The 17,616-nt window shown below is 41.9% G+C and carries 14 protein-coding genes and 1 pseudogene; 9 read left to right on the top strand and 6 right to left on the bottom strand.

Going from position 1 to position 17,616, the window contains the following annotated elements:
* Nucleotides 1–115: 115 nt before the first annotated feature.
* The 8 genes and pseudogenes from I6E78_RS11625 to I6E78_RS11590 form a co-directional block, all read left to right on the top strand.
* Nucleotides 116–1,315: pseudogene (locus I6E78_RS11625) on the top strand (urease subunit alpha); the annotation flags it as partial.
* A 20-nt stretch (nt 1,316–1,335) separates the two neighbouring features.
* Nucleotides 1,336–1,848, top strand: coding sequence for an urease accessory protein UreE (gene ureE / locus I6E78_RS11620; RefSeq protein WP_197108154.1), 513 nt, complete (start codon nt 1,336–1,338; stop codon nt 1,846–1,848).
* Nucleotides 1,838–2,545: an urease accessory protein UreF gene (locus I6E78_RS11615; RefSeq protein ID WP_197108153.1), complete on the top strand. Its 708-nt coding sequence runs from the start codon at nt 1,838–1,840 to the stop codon at nt 2,543–2,545. The genes ureE and I6E78_RS11615 overlap by 11 nt, the downstream gene beginning before the upstream one ends.
* Before the next feature lie 30 nt (nt 2,546–2,575).
* Nucleotides 2,576–3,214, top strand: a complete 639-nt coding sequence (ureG, locus tag I6E78_RS11610; RefSeq protein ID WP_089368417.1) for an urease accessory protein UreG — start codon at nt 2,576–2,578, stop codon at nt 3,212–3,214.
* Nucleotides 3,215–3,273: 59 nt separating this feature from the next.
* The gene (locus I6E78_RS11605; protein WP_179807373.1) at nt 3,274–3,858 is read left to right on the top strand and encodes a HupE/UreJ family protein; all 585 of its coding nucleotides are present in this window, start codon (nt 3,274–3,276) and stop codon (nt 3,856–3,858) included.
* A gap of 188 nt (nt 3,859–4,046) precedes the next feature.
* Entirely contained in the window at nt 4,047–5,312 is a 1,266-nt protein-coding gene (locus tag I6E78_RS11600; RefSeq protein ID WP_011328440.1) for a RidA family protein, read from the top strand.
* 409 nt (nt 5,313–5,721) lie between these two features.
* Nucleotides 5,722–7,209 (top strand): bifunctional 2-methylcitrate dehydratase/aconitate hydratase, encoded by a 1,488-nt coding sequence (locus tag I6E78_RS11595; protein WP_011328441.1) that lies wholly within the window; start codon nt 5,722–5,724, stop codon nt 7,207–7,209.
* A gap of 106 nt (nt 7,210–7,315) precedes the next feature.
* Nucleotides 7,316–7,519 carry a hypothetical protein gene (locus I6E78_RS11590; protein WP_011328442.1) on the top strand — a complete coding sequence of 68 codons (204 nt, stop codon included), beginning with the start codon at nt 7,316–7,318 and terminating at the stop codon, nt 7,517–7,519.
* Between the two features lie 59 nt (nt 7,520–7,578).
* Here I6E78_RS11590 and I6E78_RS11585 read toward each other — a convergent pair whose 3' ends face one another.
* The 4 genes from I6E78_RS11585 to I6E78_RS11570 form a co-directional block, all read right to left on the bottom strand.
* Entirely contained in the window at nt 7,579–8,553 is a 975-nt protein-coding gene (locus I6E78_RS11585; RefSeq protein WP_197182547.1) for an aldose epimerase family protein, read from the bottom strand.
* Nucleotides 8,554–8,688: 135 nt separating this feature from the next.
* On the bottom strand, nt 8,689–10,251 hold the full coding sequence (locus I6E78_RS11580; RefSeq protein ID WP_011328444.1) for a sodium/sugar symporter: 1,563 nt from the start codon (nt 10,249–10,251) through the stop codon (nt 8,689–8,691).
* Between the two features lie 41 nt (nt 10,252–10,292).
* Nucleotides 10,293–11,438 (bottom strand): galactokinase, encoded by a 1,146-nt coding sequence (galK, locus tag I6E78_RS11575; RefSeq protein WP_197182546.1) that lies wholly within the window; start codon nt 11,436–11,438, stop codon nt 10,293–10,295.
* A gap of 3 nt (nt 11,439–11,441) precedes the next feature.
* Entirely contained in the window at nt 11,442–12,482 is a 1,041-nt protein-coding gene (locus I6E78_RS11570; RefSeq protein WP_197182545.1) for a UDP-glucose--hexose-1-phosphate uridylyltransferase, read from the bottom strand.
* 145 nt (nt 12,483–12,627) lie between these two features.
* On the opposite strand from I6E78_RS11570, the gene I6E78_RS11565 reads away from it, so the two are divergent.
* Nucleotides 12,628–13,638 (top strand): LacI family DNA-binding transcriptional regulator, encoded by a 1,011-nt coding sequence (locus tag I6E78_RS11565; protein ID WP_197182544.1) that lies wholly within the window; start codon nt 12,628–12,630, stop codon nt 13,636–13,638.
* Between the two features lie 91 nt (nt 13,639–13,729).
* Here the strand turns inward: I6E78_RS11565 and prpF are convergent, their stop codons facing one another.
* Nucleotides 13,730–14,896, bottom strand: coding sequence for a 2-methylaconitate cis-trans isomerase PrpF (gene prpF / locus I6E78_RS11560; protein WP_041454466.1), 1,167 nt, complete (start codon nt 14,894–14,896; stop codon nt 13,730–13,732).
* Between the two features lie 14 nt (nt 14,897–14,910).
* Nucleotides 14,911–17,520: a Fe/S-dependent 2-methylisocitrate dehydratase AcnD gene (gene acnD / locus I6E78_RS11555; RefSeq protein ID WP_197182543.1), complete on the bottom strand. Its 2,610-nt coding sequence runs from the start codon at nt 17,518–17,520 to the stop codon at nt 14,911–14,913.
* Between the last annotated feature and the right edge of the window lie 96 nt (nt 17,521–17,616).

Here is a 17,616-nt window from a genome sequence, read left to right as displayed (position 1 = left end):
ATCTAATTTATACAAATAAATAGAACAAGTAGTTAGTCCCCCTCAATATATTGAGTCCCCCTATGGGCACCCTTACACTGCTAAAATCCTTTAAACACATACTTATCAGTCCAATCCAACACCGGGGCCATGGCATTTAGGCAAAATGATGCAAGCCGTGGACGATTTACCGATTAATATTGGTTTTCTAGGTAAAGGCAGCGCAAGTACTCCCGAAGCACTTGAGCAACAAATTAAAGCCGGCGCTATGAGTTTAAAAATTCATGAAGATTGGGGCGCAGCACCCGCTTCTATTAGCAATGCTTTAGATGTTGCCGATCGCTACGACATTCAAGTTGCCATTCATGCTGATAGCCTCAATGAATCTGGTTTCGTGCAAGATACTTTAGAGGCATTTAAAGATCGTTGTATCCACACCTACCATACTGAAGGTGCCGGTGGTGGCCATGCTCCTGATATTATTGTTGCTTGTGCTATGCCTAATGTGTTGCCGTCGTCAACTAACCCGACTCGCCCATACACTATTAATACCGTGGATGAGCACCTTGATATGTTGATGGGCTGTCATCACCTCGACCCCAACATTCCTGAAGATGTAGCCTTTGCCGACTCACGTATTCGCCGTGAAACAATTGCGGCCGAAGATATTCTTCATGATATGGGCGTTATTTCGATGATGTCCTCTGACTCGCAAGCCATGGGTCGCATTGGCGAAGTAGTGTGTCGTACGTGGCAAACCGCTCATAAAATGCGCGTGCAACGTGGTTTATTACCAGAAGATGAAGCACTGGGCGCCGATAACTTTCGCGCAAAACGTTACATTGCCAAATACACTATTAACCCAGCCATCACTCACGGTATAAGCCATGAAGTAGGCTCAATCGAAGTAGGTAAATTTGCAGATTTAGTACTGTGGAAACCGCCATTTTTTGGGGTTAAACCGTCAATTATATTAAAAGGCGGCATGATTGCAGGTGCAGCAATGGGCGATCCAAACGCAGCTATTTCTACACCACAACCAGTACATTACCGCCGTATGTTTGGTGCATTAGGTAAAGCAGTAAGTGCAACACGTATGACCTTTGTAAGCCAAGCTGCTATGAATACTGGGCTTGAAGAAAAGCTCGGTTTGAAAAGCCAGCTTGTGGCCTGTAAAAATGTGCGACAAGTGCGTAAATGCGATATGAAGCTCAATGATGCTTGCCCGGTATTAACGGTAGATCCGCAAACGTATGAGGTTCACGCTGACGGTGTATTACTTACCTGCGAACCTGCAACTGAATTACCGTTAGCCCAGCGCTACCATTTGTTTTAATCCATTTTTAGGACAATTTAATGTTTGAATTAACAAAAAGAATAGATAGCAACACACAAGATGCTGTGTTTGACACCCTCACCTTGCCATACGAGTTACGTATTCGTGGTCGCCTAAAAGCAGTGACCGACAATGGTCATGATGTTGGTTTATTTCTTGACCGTGGCCCAGTGCTTCGTAATGGCGATTTACTGCGTGCCAGCAGCGGCGAAGTATTTAGTATTAGCGCTGCCGATGAGCCGGTTACCACAGCATACATAGAAAACGGCTTGCCTTTGGCACGTTTATGTTACCACTTAGGTAACCGCCATGTGTCACTTGCAATTGGCGTTGATGCTGATGGTCGCCATTGGATACGTTTTCCGCCAGATCATGTATTAGAAGAGTTAGCGGTACTTTTAGGCGCGCAATTAACGCACCATCAAGCACCGTTTGATCCAGAATCAGGTGCATATGCACACGCGGGTCGTGAGCAATCGCATGCTCACTCCCATGAACATTCACATGCCGATGGTCATACTCATGCACACTAATACTGAGCCAACACAAAGCAGTGATCTGGCATTATTAGGCTTGATGCAATTGATCAGCCCTGCGCTGCCAATTGGTGCTTTTGCTTGGTCTCAGGGGTTAGAAAGCGCGTTTGAACTTGGCTGGGTTACTAATGAGCAACAACTTGGCGAATGGTTAGAAGGTGTGCTTGACGACGGTTTAACGCGCTGCGAATTACCGGTACTTGCTCGGCTACAAAACTGCTGGGCTAAAAGCGACAGCGAAGGTTTAAGCTACTGGAACGAATGGCTACATGCAAATCGTGAAACTGCCGAATTAAGCGATGAAGATACTCGCTTAGGCTTAGCCCTGATGCGTTTGCTCAACAGTTTACAGTTACAGCCACAAATCGAGCAAGGACATGCAGCATTACCGCAAGACCCAGGTTATGTCACCGTTTTTGCCTGGTTAGCGCAGCAGCGACAAATTCCAGTACGCCAAAGCTTACTCGGATTTGTTTGGGGCTGGTTAGAAAACCAACTGGCGGTTGCCTGTAAAGCAATGCCGCTTGGCCATACTGCAGCGCAGCGTTTAATTGAGCAATTACGGCCTAAAATGGTTATCGCAATCGACACTGCATTAGCATTAGCCGACGACCAACTTGGGCCAATTATGCCTGGCTTAGCGCTTGGTAGTGCACAGCACGAAACACAATATTCAAGATTATTTCGAAGCTAATACGCTTCTATATACATAAGGAAAACAGCAATGACACATTGTTTACGAATCGGCGTTGGCGGCCCAGTTGGCTCTGGCAAAACAGCTTTATTACGTCAATTATGTAAAGCATTGAAAGATCACTATGATATCGCCGTGGTTACAAACGATATTTATACCCGCGAAGATGCTGACTTTTTACTTAAACACGACGCACTCCCAGCGGACCGTATTTTAGGAGTAGAAACAGGTGGTTGCCCACATACGGCAATTCGTGAAGATGCTTCTATGAACTTAGCTGCGATTGACGACTTACAAGCACGCCACCCCAATTTAGAAATAGTACTGGTTGAATCTGGCGGCGATAACTTATCAGCTACTTTCAGCCCAGAGCTTTCTGATTTAACACTTTATGTGATTGACGTGTCTGCTGGCGACAAAATTCCACGTAAAGGTGGCCCAGGTATCACTAAGTCTGACTTATTAATAATTAATAAAATTGATATCGCAGAATATGTACATGCTTCGTTAGAGGTAATGGAACGTGACTCGAAAAAAATGCGCGGTGAACGCCCTTTCGTTTTTGCTAACCTTTACGATGGTGTTGGCTTAGAAGAAATCATCAGCTTTATTTTAAAGCAAGGCATGTTACCTGAACGCCGACCTGGCAAGCCAAATAGTATTAATTAAGCAACACAATTTTTAATCAAAACACAATTCAATAGTAAAAAATATAAACGGAGAATAGTATGAAAATAATGACCAAATTACTGATGGGATTAGGCCTAATGCTAACAGCTACTGCAGCTTTAGCCCACCCTGGTCATGGCGTTGAAACCCATAACGGTTTTCTTAGTGGCTTGTTACACCCACTTATGGGTATTGACCATTTATTAGCAATGGCAGCAATTGGCTTTTGGAGTATTCGCCAAAGCACAGCAATGAAACGCGGCGCGCCATTATTTGTAGTTGGCGGCATGGTTTTAGGTGCGGCCCTTGCTTGGAGTGGCTTAAGCTTTGCAGGCGTTGAAACCGGTATTGCAATGACCGTATTACTAGCCGGTATTTTAATTGCCACTATGGCTAAATTACCAACCGTATTAGGCGCAAGCTTAGTCGCTTTATTTATGCTTACACATGGTTATGCCCACGGTGCAGAAATGGCTGAAGGCGCAAGTATATTGAGCTACATGGCAGGCTTTGTTATTGCTACTTTAGCTATCACCTTTATTGGTCGTGGTTTAGGCACACTTATGCTAAAAGCTGATAACCGCGCTACCCGTGCACTTGGCGGTGTTGTTGCTGTAATTGGTGGCGTATTGGCAGTTGGCTAATAGCAACTGAATTTATTATCCCCATTAGGGTAGCTTTACTGTCGCTAACATAGTTGATGCTATGGTTACCCTTACCTTCAAATCAATGACTATCGAGCAGCAGCTAGATAGTCTGCGAGAATAAACCCACTTTTAATGTGGTCAATTTAAATCTCATTATAACTATCTCAGCTAGGAGAAATATCAAGATGAGCGGCACAATCATAAAGCTTTCAAGAAACACCAATAATGCACCAAGCTGCACTGTAGCTACACAAACAGTTGCTTTTTCGCATTACAATAATATTTCAGCACAATTACCGATTGATCCTAAAAGCGGTAACATTGTGGCTGATGATATAAAAACACAGGCAAAACAGTGTTTAACAAATATTAAAGCGGTTATTGAAAGTATTGATCATGTTATGGACGATGTGATTAAAATTAATGTGTTTTTAAAAAACATCACAGATATTGATGCTGTAAACGACGTATACGCCAGTTTCTTCCAAGACTACTTACCAACACGCACAACAGTTGCCGTGGCAGCTTTACCGCTAGAGGGGGCATTAGTACAAATGGATGCGCTTATCTCTAATGGCGAAGGTACTACACCACAAGCGCCTTGCGATTTAATTAAAGTAGCAAAAAATAGCAATAATGCACCTATATTCCCAGTGTCTACGCATACAGTTGCTTTTTCTCATTACAATAATATTTCTGCTCAGTTACCTGTCGATCCTAAATCGGGAGAAATAGTAACCGGTGGTATAAAAAATCAGACTAAACAGTGTTTAAGTAATATTAAAGCTATTTTAGAGAGTATTGACGTACCCTTTGACGACATAGTTAAGGTAAATATATTTGTTAAAAACCCAGTAGATATTGACGCAATAAACGAAGTTTATACAACCTTTTTTCCAGACTCAGCTATTGCCAGAGCTGTAGCTTACGTACCAGCAAGATCAACCATGGTTGTTGCAGCACTACCTATGGATGCTTTAGTACAAATTGATGCAGTTATATCCCATGGAGATGGCACTCCACCACAAGCAGTTGAGGACAGACACGGCATTATTATTAGAGCAAGTAACACACAAAATGCACCAATTAATGCCCTATCTACACAAACAGTGGCATTTTCGCACTACAACCATATTTCAGCACAGTTACCCATTGATGCAAAAACGGCTAATCTTGTAGCTGATGACGTAACAACACAAGCAACACAGTGCTTAAACAATATTAAAGCCATTGTAGAGAGTATTGATCATGTTATGGACGACCTTGTAAAAGTTAACATTCAAGTTAAAAACATTAGCGATATTGCCGCTATTGATAAAGTGTACGCCAGCTTCTTTAAAGGTGATTTGCCAGCAAGAACTGTGGTAGGCGTATCAGCTATCCCTATGAATGCGCTAGTACAAATTGATGCGGTAGTGTCTAACGCTGAAGGTACGCCACCTAAGTTATAATTGTAAACTTGGGTTTATAAGCAATGGTGATTAATCACCAACTAAATACAAACATGACTTTAAACGTTAAGCTTGCATAAATAAGGGCAGCGCAAAATCCACTCGGATCTCTACGCTGCCCTTTTTAATTTTTGCGTCTCCACTATTATCTTGAATTTAAGTAATTAAATACAGATTGCACAATATTGAATACAAAAGCTGCCCAATATTTCTGTGTACATAATAACCCTACCTTCCATATGTGTATTTTAAATATACGACATTATGTTTACCTGCTTCCCTATTAGCTGGCAACGCCTCGTGCTATGGTTAAAACGTAAACTAGTTAAAGATAAAAGTGTTTAATAAATATGTATTAAATACTCAGTGCACATTCTAATCGTTAACATTAAACGAATAAGGATAAAAAATGAGTAATAATGTAGATATTAATAATCGCCCTGATTACGACCATGTAATACAAGATATAGCTGATTATGTATTAAATTATAAAGTGAGCAGCAAGGAAGCGCTCAATACTGCCCGTAACTGTTTAATAGACACTTTAGGGTGTGGACTATTAGCGCTGCGATTTCCTGAATGCAGCAAACTCCTCGGCCCTATAGTAGCAGGTACTATTGTGCCTAATGGTGCACGCGTACCGGGCACATCTTTGGTACTCGACCCTGTAAAAGCGGCATGGGATATTGGCTGTATTATTCGCTGGCTCGATTATAACGATACTTGGTTGGCCGCCGAATGGGGTCATCCGTCAGATAACTTAGGTGCTATTTTAGCCGTTGCTGATCATCTATCTCAAGTGAGACTGAGCAAGGGTGAACAACCTTTAAAAATGCGCGAAGTGCTAGAAGCCATGATCATGGCGCATGAAATTCAAGGCGTAATAGCGCTAAAAAATTCGTTTAATCGGGTGGGTTTATGCCACGTATTATTAGTACGGGTTGCATCTACTGCGGTTGCCACTAAAATGATGGGCGGCAATAAACAACAAATTATGGCCGCTATATCACAAGCTTGGGTAGATGGCTCAGCGCTGCGTACCTATAGGCATGCACCCAATGCAGGCTCTCGTAAATCATGGGCTGCTGGCGATGCAACTTCCCGAGCTGTTCATTTAGCTGATATATCTATGCGTGGTGAAATGGGCATTCCAAGCGTGTTAACAGCCCCGCAATGGGGGTTTTATGATGTCTCTTTTTCTAAAACCAACAAAGACCAAGCACTTAAACCTGAGGCCGAACGGCAGTTTTTATTCACCCAAGACTACGGCAGTTATGTTATGGAAAATATTTTATTTAAAATATCGTTTCCTGCTGAGTTTCATGCCCAAACAGCCGCTGAAGCGTCGGTTATTTTACATCCTCAGGTAAAAGATCGGTTAGCTGATATTGATAAAATTGTTGTGCGTACTCACGAGTCGGCCATTCGTATTATTTCAAAAACGGGTTCCCTTGCTAACGCAGCCGATCGCGATCATTGTTTACAATACATGATTGCAGTGCCGTTAATATTTGGCAATTTAACCGCTGATCATTACGAAGACGAATTTCATAACGCACACCCGATTATTGATGAGCTGCGCAACAAAATGCACATTGTAGAAGATGCACGCTTTACCAAAGAATATTTAGAGGATGATAAACGCTCTATCGCCAATGCTATTCAGGTATTCTTTAAAGATGGCAGTAGCACCGAGGACATAGTTATAGAATACCCTGTGGGTCATCGTCGCCGTCGTGAAGAAGGGATACCACTATTGGAGCAAAAATTTAAAGCTAATTTAGCATCCCGCTTTGAGAATAAACAATGCCACACTATTTTCACGCTTTGTAAAAATCAAACAGCGCTTGAGGCCATGCCTGTAAATAGCTTTATGGACTTATTTGTTATTGAGTAAGTACACCGCTGGCTGGTTTATTAAAGCGCGTAAATTTAATTATATCGCCAAGTAGTTAAGGCCATAACTTTAAAAGTCACAACTCGCGCCAATAAGAGGATTTAATATGACTGAGCAAAATGAACACAGTATCGCAAACTTTGCAGCGTTAAAAACCGCCATAGTAAATGCAGAAGAAGAGTCAGTAAAAGCGCTATTAACAAAGCAACCTATGCAAGATCTTGAAAAAAGTTACCTAATCGATTTAGCCAAATTAAACAGTAATCAGGCTATTTTAAAGATACTCGAAGATATTCCCGTTAAAAAATAGCTCATAGCCCTTATACTAAATAGCCAATAAAGCTGTGCTATCTATTAGCACAGCTTTATTTAAATATTTTCAAAGTGATAGCTAATATATTTATTATAAACTTCGCCCGGCTTTAGTATTGAGTTTTCAAAATCTGGAAAGTTTACTGCATCGCTATAATTTTGCGCTTCTAAACACACTCCCTGATCAGGGCTTAATGGTGCGGCTAAAAATGCACCAGTATAAAGCTGTATAGATGCTTGGTCGGTGTACAACGACATTTTAACTTTATTGCGTAATGAGCTTAATACCGCTGCTGCTTTGTTTGCTTGTGGCTGATTTATAACAAAACAATGATCAAACCCTGTTGGCCCTGTTAGTTGTGGGTGCTGAGCTGACTGCAGACGCTGGCCAATAATAACCGGTTGGTCAAAACAAAAGTCACTATTTTTGACACTTAACACTCTACCAGTTGGTAAGCTGTTATTGTCACGCTCTAAATAGCTGGCCGCATTTATTTGTAACGTGAGTGGCAAGCAATTTTGCTCACCTAAATTAAAGTAGCAATGATTAGTAGCGTTAATAGGGGTTGCTTTATTTGTGGTTGCGCTAAAACTCATAGTCAACTTATTATCATGTGATAAAAGATAACGTATTTGCATTTCAACCTTGCCAGGAAAACCTTGGTCGCCATCTTCTGAGCTTAAGCTCAAAATCACTTCGTTGGCAGTACTCGATTGCACTTGCCAAAAACGCAGAGAAAAGTTATCCGCACCGCCATGTAAGCAATTTTCACCATCATTTTTACTCAGTAAATATTGCTCACCTTCAAGCTCAAAACTAGCACCACTAATACGATTAGCAACGCGACCACAGGTAGCACCTAAATAATAAGTATCGGTTAAATAACGACTGCTATCGGCATACCCAACAGTCATTTCTGTGGGTGTATCGTTTACCGGAAATAAAATAGATTTAACCCGCGCGCCATAATTTAATATTTCGACCCGCATGCCTTGCTCATTGCTTAATATATAACTGTGTAATTGATTCATTTACTGTTTTCTTGTTATGTCTATTAGAACACAAAAAAATCAAAGCAACCTAAGCTGCTTTGATTCACTATATTTTGCGTTAAACACGTGAGCAGATAGCTATGGCTGTCATACTCACTGAGTAAGCATTCTGCATTACCACCAAGTAGTATACAAAGCGATTAAGATGATAACTACACCCAATGCCGCTATGTTGAAGTTGCTTGAGGTTTTAAAGTTAACATCGTCTAGGCTAACGCTACTGTCTTGGCCTTTATCTGGCTTAGCTAATGATACAATTACACACAATGCTAAACACAGTAAAAATACTAAGCCTACTCTGTCCATAAATGGCAGCGCTACCCAGTAAACTTTTAACAGGATTGAGAATACAGCCGAGCCAATTGCCGCAGCTAACGCACCCGCTGAACTGGCTTTTGACCAAAACATACCCATTACAAAAATCACTACAATACCTGGAGTAAAGAAACCGGTGAATTCTTGAATATATTGAAACGCTTGATCGAACTTACCTAATAATGGCTCTGCCACAACCAAGGCTATAGCTAAAGATATTAATGCAGCTGAGCGGCCTATAAATACATAATGTTTTTGTGATTTACCTGGTTTTAACTTGCTGTAAATATCCATAGTGAAAATAGTTGAAATACTGTTAGTCATAGAGGCAAGTGATGAAACAATTGCCGCCACTAATGCAGCAAAAATAAGACCTTTAATACCTGTTGGCATTAACGCCATCATAGACGGATACGCTTGATCTGGCGTGGTAAGTTGCGGGTATAAAACAACCGCAGCAATACCTGGCAACACTACAATTACTGGCATTAATAATTTTAAATAGGCAGCAAAGGCAATACCTTTTTGTGCTTCTTTAAGGTTTTTAGCGGCAAGTGCGCGCTGAATAATATATTGATTAAATCCCCAGTAGCTAATGTTCATTATCCACAGGCCACCAATTAATACTGATAAACCAGGTAAACTCATATAATGCGGGCTATCTGGGCTTAAAATCATATCAAAGTGGTTAGGTAGCTGCTCAGTTAAAACACCAAAACCTGCTATTATTCCGTCGCCATCTGCCACTGCATCTAGTGCTAAGTAACTTAAAAACAAGCCACCAAATACCAGCAGTACTACTTGTAAAATATCGGTATAAGCAACGGCTTTCAAACCACCATAAAGTGAATAAGCGACTGAAAATAAGGCTAAAAAGATCATTCCGTACATCCAGTCAACACCGGCAACGGTTTCTATTGCTAAACCACCAAGCCATAAAACAGCGGTTAAATTTACAAATACATATACCGCTAGCCAAAACAGCGCTAACACTGTTTTAACTTTGCTATCAAAGCGTTGCTCTAAATATTGCGGCATAGTAAATATTTCATTTTTAAGAAATATCGGCAGCATATATTTACCTACAATAATTAAGGTAATTGCTGCCATCCACTCATAAGATGCAATAGCTAAACCAATCGCATAGCCCGAACCAGACATGCCAATAATTTGTTCTGCCGATATATTTGAAGCAATTAATGATGCACCAATTGCCCACCAAGGCAGTGCTTTACTAGCAAGAAAGTAGTCTTCAGTATTTTTACTGGCACCTTTCTCCTCTCGCGAGATCCACAGCGCGAGTACTAATAACCCCACCACATAAGTAAAAAATATGGCAATGTCGAGCGGTTGTAATTTCATAACTTTAACCTTGTTGTCTTATTGATTTTTATTGTGTTTTATTAATTACTAAAAGCACCTTGAGAAGCCAGGCATACGTAAACGTCTGCTTGAAGCCCTGTTTTTGCATAATAATGTGTGTCAATAGTGTTACGTACTTGCTCAACTAAATGATCCGGTGTTAAAGCAACGATACAACCACCAAAACCACCACCGGTCATACGCACTCCGCCTTTATCGCCTAAAACTTGAGCAGTAATATCCACTAAAAAGTCTATTTGAGAGGTAGTAATATCAAAATCATTTTTCATTGATAGGTGCGATTGTGCCATAAGTTGGCTCATAGTTACCATATCATTGACGTTTAGCGCTTTGAGAGCTAGTTCGGTACGGGTATTTTCAGTGACTATATGTTTAGCGCGCTTATATATTAATGGCGGTAAATTAGCTTGCTCTGCTTCTAGTTCCTCAAGAGTAACATCGCGCAATGCCGGTTTATTAAAGTGCTTTGCTGCAGCTTCGCATTGCTCGCGTCGGGTATTGTATTCGCTGTCGACCAGCCCTCTTTTAACATTAGAGTTAACAATAACTAACGACATTCCCTTTGGAATCACAGCATATTCAAAGGTTAAACTTCTGCAATCGAGCAACATGGCATGCCCTTGCTTGCCCATCGATGAAATTAATTGATCCATAATGCCGCAATTACAGCCGACAAAATTATTTTCAGCACTTTGTCCCATAAGTGCCGCTTTAACACCATCGAGCGGAATATTGTTTAATGTTGCAAACGTTTTTAAAAGAGCAATTTCAAAACTAGCTGATGAACTCAAACCTGTACCTTGTGGCACATTTCCCGATACCACTAAGTCGGCGCCACTAATATTTGGATAGCTTTGCATTAATGCTTGCAGTGTGCCGCGAATATAATTAACCCACATTTGTTGTTGGCTAAATTCTATTTTATCTAGGCTAAAACTATTGGTTTCGCTGTTACAATCAATTGCTAAGACGTTAATGTTGCGATCAGCTCGTGCTTTTGCAGCAATGTCGGTGCCAAAATTAATCGCAGCGGGTAGCACAAAACCATCATTATAATCTGTGTGTTCACCAATGAGGTTAACGCGCCCAGGTGCATGAAATAGCTGTTCTGGCGGGCAATTAAAATGTTGTTCAAATTGGCTAATAAGCATTGTAGTTCTTGGCATTACTTATGCCTCCTTATAATGTACGTTTGGTACATCACGTAATCTTTGTGCTGCTTGCTCTGGGGTTAAATCACGTTGTGATTCAGCCATCATTTCGTAACCCACCATAAATTTACGCACAGTAGCTGAGCGTAATAATGGTGGAAAAAAGCTTGCATGAAGCTGCCATTCACTATGCTCTTGCCCATCATAAGGCGCGCCGTGCCAGCCCATAGAATATGGGAACGAACAATTAAATAAATTGTCGTATTTAGTGGTAATTTGTTTTAATGCATCGGCTAGAGTTACCGCTTGTTCTGGGGTTAAGTCGACCATACGTGTTAACGCAAAACGCGGTAATAATAAGGTTTCAAATGGCCAGCCTGCCCAGTACGGTACAACCACCAGCCAATCTTCATTTTTAACAACAACACGCTCGCCCGACTGCGCTTCACGCTGAGCGTAATCAAGTAATAAGTTACTGTTATATTTTTTAGCATAGTCGCTCAGCGCATGTTGTTTTTTATTTACCAAAGTAGGTAATTGCTGCTGCGACCAAATTTGGCCATGCGGATGCGGATTTGAGCACCCCATCATCGCCCCTTTGTTTTCGAATACCTGCACCCAGTTATACTTTTCGCCTAACTCTAAGCACTGGCTTTGCCACGTTTTAACAATGTCGGTAATAGCGCTAATACTAAGTTGCGGTAAGGTTTTGCTGTGATCTGGAGAGAAGCAAATAACACGGCTTTCGCCTTGCTCTGTGGCCATTTTAAATAGCGGATCATTTGTTTTAAATTCTGGAGTATCAATTTTCAGAGCTGCAAAGTCATTAGTAAACACATAAGTTTTTTTATAGTTGTCATTAACCTCACCGTTTATGCGAGTATTACCAGCACATAAAAAACAGCTTTCATCATGACTTTCTCTAACGTCTTCATCAAGAGTTTCAACTTGTCCCTGCCAAGGTCGCTTGGCACGATGCGGTGAAACTAACACCCATTCGTCAATCAATGGATTGTAGCGACGATGTGGATGCTCAGTAGGGTCAAAAATTGTATCCATAAGTATCTCAAATGTGGTTTATGATAAAACCGAAAAGGGTAAACGCTTACCCCGCTATTTGCAACCTAAAAAATCAACATATACAGCCCACGTTAAATAGTGTAAATTTTATTATTAACAGGATGTAGAAAACGATTACCCGCCAATGACAACAATAAAAGATGTAGCCAGAATTGCAGGCGTGTCTATCGCCTCGGTATCTCGTGTAATTAATAATGGCCCTAAAGTAAGTAAGGCAACCATAGAAAAAGTAAATAAAGTAATGCAAGAGCTTGGCTACACGCCCAATGCTAATGCACGTGCTTTAGTAACCCGAAAAAGCATGACCATAGGCGTGGTGATCCCCGAACTTACCGACCCATTTTTTGCATTATTAGCCAGCGGGGTAGATAAAGTAGCCCGCGAAAATAATATGCAATTGTTGTTAAGTACCGCAGGACAAAGTGTAGAATCTGAACGCGCTGCTATCAATTTATTACTTGAGCGCCGCTGCCAAACTGTTGTTATGCATAGTAAAATAATTCCTGACTGCGAACTAATTACTTTATGTGAAAAACTCCCCGGCTTAGTGCTTATCAATAGACACATTGAGCAAATAAAACATAAATGTATTTGGTTAGATAACGAAGAAGGCGCAAAAATTGCTGCGCGCCATCTAATGACGCTCAAACATAAAAACATTGCCTGTATAAGCAGTAAATATCAAATTGAAGATCCTGCGCTACGCCTTAATGGCTTTTCGGCAGAACTAAATATGGCAGGCAGCCCCATTAGCCCTGCGCTGATTAAATACGCGGAGCCTACCCTACAAGGCGGACAAAGCGCTGCGCAAAACTTATTAGCCTCTGGGCAGCCCTTCAGCGCTATTTTTGTTTATAACGATGCTATGGCTATTGGTGCTATTTCAACACTTGAAGATAATGGCTATAAAGTACCCGGTGATGTGTCGGTGATTGGTTTTGATGATGTGCTGATTGCGCGTTATTCAAGGCCAAAACTAACCACTTTAAACTACCCCATTGAAAAAATGGCGCAGCACGCAGCTCAGTTGGCGTTAACTCACTTTAAAAATGAAATAGTTGATAGTGATAATGAGCATAAATATTTACCCCGCTTGGTCAAACGAGAGTCAACGAGTATCAAAAATAGCCCATAACCAAAAAAAGTTGATGAGTAATACCCTAAAGTATTACCGCATCAACTTATGCATAAATTATAAATAACTTAATCGTAATTAAAACAATGCTTTATTGCGGTACTCTTACCACGCCTTCCATTAGTACCCGTGCACTGCGGCTCATACTGGCTTTAGTTACTTGCCAGTTACCATCCGTATTTGTAGCGTGTGCGCCTACTTTTAAGGTGCCCGATGGGTGACCAAAGTTAACTTCACTCAATGCCCCGCCACCAGCGGCTAAATTAACTAACGTACCGTCAATTGCCGCAGCGGTACCAATAGCTACTGCTGCTGTGCCCATCATTGCATGGTGTAATTTACCCATAGACATAGCGCGCACTAACAAGTTAATTTCACTGGCGTTAATTTGCTTACCGCTTGACGCTTTGTAATTTTGTGCTGCACCAACAAATGCCACTTTAGGTGTATGTTGGCGTGCTGCTGCCTCATCAATATTTTGTATGAGTCCCATTTTAACTGCGCCATAGGCACGAATGGTTTCAAGCTTTTCAAGCGCTGCTGCATCTGCGTTTATATCATCTTGCAATTCAGTGCCGGTATAACCAATGTCGCTTGCATTAACAAAAATGGTGGGAATGCCTGCGTTGATCATCGTCGCTTTTAAAGTACCGACTCCCGGCACTTCTAGGTCATCAACCACATTGCCAGTTGGGAATAACGCCCCGTCGCCATCTGCAGGGTCAATAAATTCCAGTTTTACTTCAGCTGCTGCAAATGTAACGCCGTCTAGCTCAAAGTCACCGGTTTCTTGTACTTCGCCATTAGTCATAGGTACATGCACTAAAATGCTTTTTTTAATATTGGCTTGCCACACACGTACAACAGCAACGCCATTATCGGGTACACGGCTTTTATCAACTAAGTCATTACTAATAGCAAAAGCACCGACAGCTGCGGTTAAATTACCGCAGTTGCCGCTAAAATCAACAAACGCTTTATCTATTGCCACTTGGCCAAATAAATAGTCAACATCGTGATCGGCTTGCTCACTTTTACTTAAAATAACCGTTTTACTGGTGCTAGATGTAGCACCGCCCATACCATCGGTTTGTTTGCCGTACGGATCTGGGCTGCCAATAACGCGTAGTAATAAGTTATTACGTGCCTCACCTGCCACTTGGGCAGGCTTTGGCAAGTCACTAAGGTTAAAAAACACCCCTTTACTAGTACCGCCACGCATGTATGTGGCAGGTACTTTAATTTGTGGTTTAAACATAATTACCCCTGCCCTTATGCTGTTTTTGTAGCTTCTAAAAAGTCTTGTGCAAAGCGTTGTAATACACCACCTGCAGCATAAATAGACAGCTCTTCTTGTGTATCTATACGACATTTCATTGGTACGTTTAGTACTTCGCCATTTTTACGAGTGATTGACAAGTTAAGTGTGCAACCAGGGGTTGGTTCACCCGTTACATCGTAACTTTCACTGCCATCTAGTTTGAGTGTTTTACGAGTTATTCCCGCTTTAAACTCTAACGGTAAAACACCCATACCCACTAAGTTAGTACGGTGAATACGCTCAAACCCTTCAGCTGCAATTACTTCAACACCCGCGAGTCTTACGCCTTTTGCCGCCCAATCGCGCGACGAGCCTTGGCCATAATCTGCGCCTGCCACAATAATAAGTGGTTGCTTACGCTGCATGTATGCTTCGATTGCTTCCCACATGCGAGTATTTTTCCCCTCTGGTTCTATGCGCGCGTACGAACCTTGCTTAATTTCGCCGCTTCCATCTAGTACCATTTCATTTAGCAATTTAGGGTTAGCAAACGTAGCGCGCTGCGCTGTTAAATGATCGCCCCTATGGGTTGCGTATGAGTTAAAATCTTCCTCAGGTACGTTCATTTTTAATAGGTATTCACCCGCGGCACTGCTGGCCATTATCGCATTTGAAGGCGATAAGTGATCGGTTGTAATGTTATCGCCAAGTACTGCCAGTGCACGCATACCTGTCATGGTACGCTCGCCTGCTAATGCACCTTCCCAATAAGGAGGTCGGCGAATATAAGTGCTTTCTGGACGCCATTCGTATAGCGGGTCGTTATCTTCACCGTAATCTACGGTTAAGTTAAACATGGGCTCGTATACTTTTCTAAATTGCTCTGGCTTAACGCTTTGCTTAACTACTGCGTCAATTTCTTCATCTGACGGCCATAAATCTTTAAGGGTAACGTCGTTACCTTGCTGATCTTTACCTAGTATATCTTTTTCAATATCAAAACGAATCGTACCGGCAATTGCATAAGCAACAACCAAAGGCGGCGATGCTAAAAACGCTTGTTTGGCGTAAGGATGAATACGGCCGTCAAAGTTACGGTTACCCGACAGTACCGCGGTGGCGTATAAGTCGCGATCAATCACTTCTTTTTGAATTACAGGGTCAAGCGCGCCACTCATGCCATTACACGTAGTACAAGCAAAACCAACAATACCAAAACCTAGCTGTTCAAGTTCGGTAAGTAAGTTAGCGTCTTCTAGGTACGATTGCACGGCTTTAGAGCCCGGTGCTAATGAAGTTTTTACCCAAGGTTTACGCGTTAAACCCTTGGCGTTAGCATTACGCGCAAGTAATGCCGCGGCAATCACGTTGCGTGGGTTACTGGTGTTTGTACAGCTGGTAATAGCGGCAATAATACACGCACCATCTGGCATTAAGCCTGCTTCGTTTTCAACTACGCCTGAAATACCTTCTTTAGCTAAATCGCTTGTAGATACACGGCGATGTGGATTTGATGGCCCAGCAATGTTGCGCCCCACACTTGATAAATCAAACTTAAGCACGCGATCGTACTGCGCTGTTTTTAAGCTATCGCTCCACAAGCCGGTGGTTTTAGCGTAGTTTTCTACCAGTGCAATTTGCTCTTCTTCACGACCCGTTAAACGCAAATAATCTATGGTCATATCGTCGATGTAAAACATCGCCGCTGTGGCACCAAATTCAGGCGTCATATTTGAAATAGTGGCACGATCGCCCAGCGTAAGTGCATCGGCACCTTCACCGTAAAATTCTAAGTATGCTGATACCACACGCTGCGCGCGTAAAAACTCAGTAATAGCCAGTACGATATCGGTAGCGGTAATACCCGGTTGGCGCTTACCTGTTAGCTCAACCCCTACAATGTCTGGCAGGCGCATGTATGAAGCACGCCCTAACATTACGCTTTCTGCTTCAAGGCCACCTACACCCACAGCAATAACACCCAGTGCATCAACGTGTGGAGTATGGCTGTCTGTACCTACTAAGGTATCTGGGAAGGCAATACCATCGCGGTTTTGAATTACCGGCGACATTTTTTCAAGGTTAATTTGATGCATAATGCCGTTACCTGGCGGGATCACATCAATATTTTTAAACGCTGTTTTGGTCCAGTTTATAAAATGGAAACGGTCATCGTTACGTCTGTCTTCTATAGCACGGTTTTTTTCAAATGCATCGGGATCAAACCCTGCATGCTCTACCGACAAAGAGTGATCTACAATTAATTGCGTAGGTACAACTGGGTTTACTTTAGACGGATCGCCACCTTTAGCAGCAATCGCGTCACGCAGTCCAGCTAAATCAACCAGTGCAGTTTGACCCAAAATATCGTGACACACTACACGCGCCGGATACCAAGGAAAGTCTAAATCTTGTTTGCGTTCAATCAACTGGTTTAGTGCATCGGTAAGCATTGCTGGATCGCAGCGGCGCACTAAGTTTTCGGCAAATACACGTGATGTATAAGGCAGTGTTGCATATGCACCTGGTTTAATTGCATCAACAGCTGCTTGAGCATCAAAATAATCAACGTTTGAATTGGGTAAGGGTTTTCGATATTCAGTATTATTTATTATAGTCATTAAAATATTCGCTAATTTGGTGACGGTGGTTGTGCACTACTAGCTTATTTAAGGAGAGAGTGAAAAGTGATGAGCCTTAAAATAGTGTGCAGCAAA

Source organism: Pseudoalteromonas sp. NZS127 (assembly GCF_015864805.1).
Taxonomy (GTDB): Bacteria; Pseudomonadota; Gammaproteobacteria; order Enterobacterales; family Alteromonadaceae; genus Pseudoalteromonas; species Pseudoalteromonas nigrifaciens.
The sequence above is the reverse complement of the archived record's forward strand: the minus strand, read 5'-3'. Positions and strand labels throughout refer to the sequence as shown.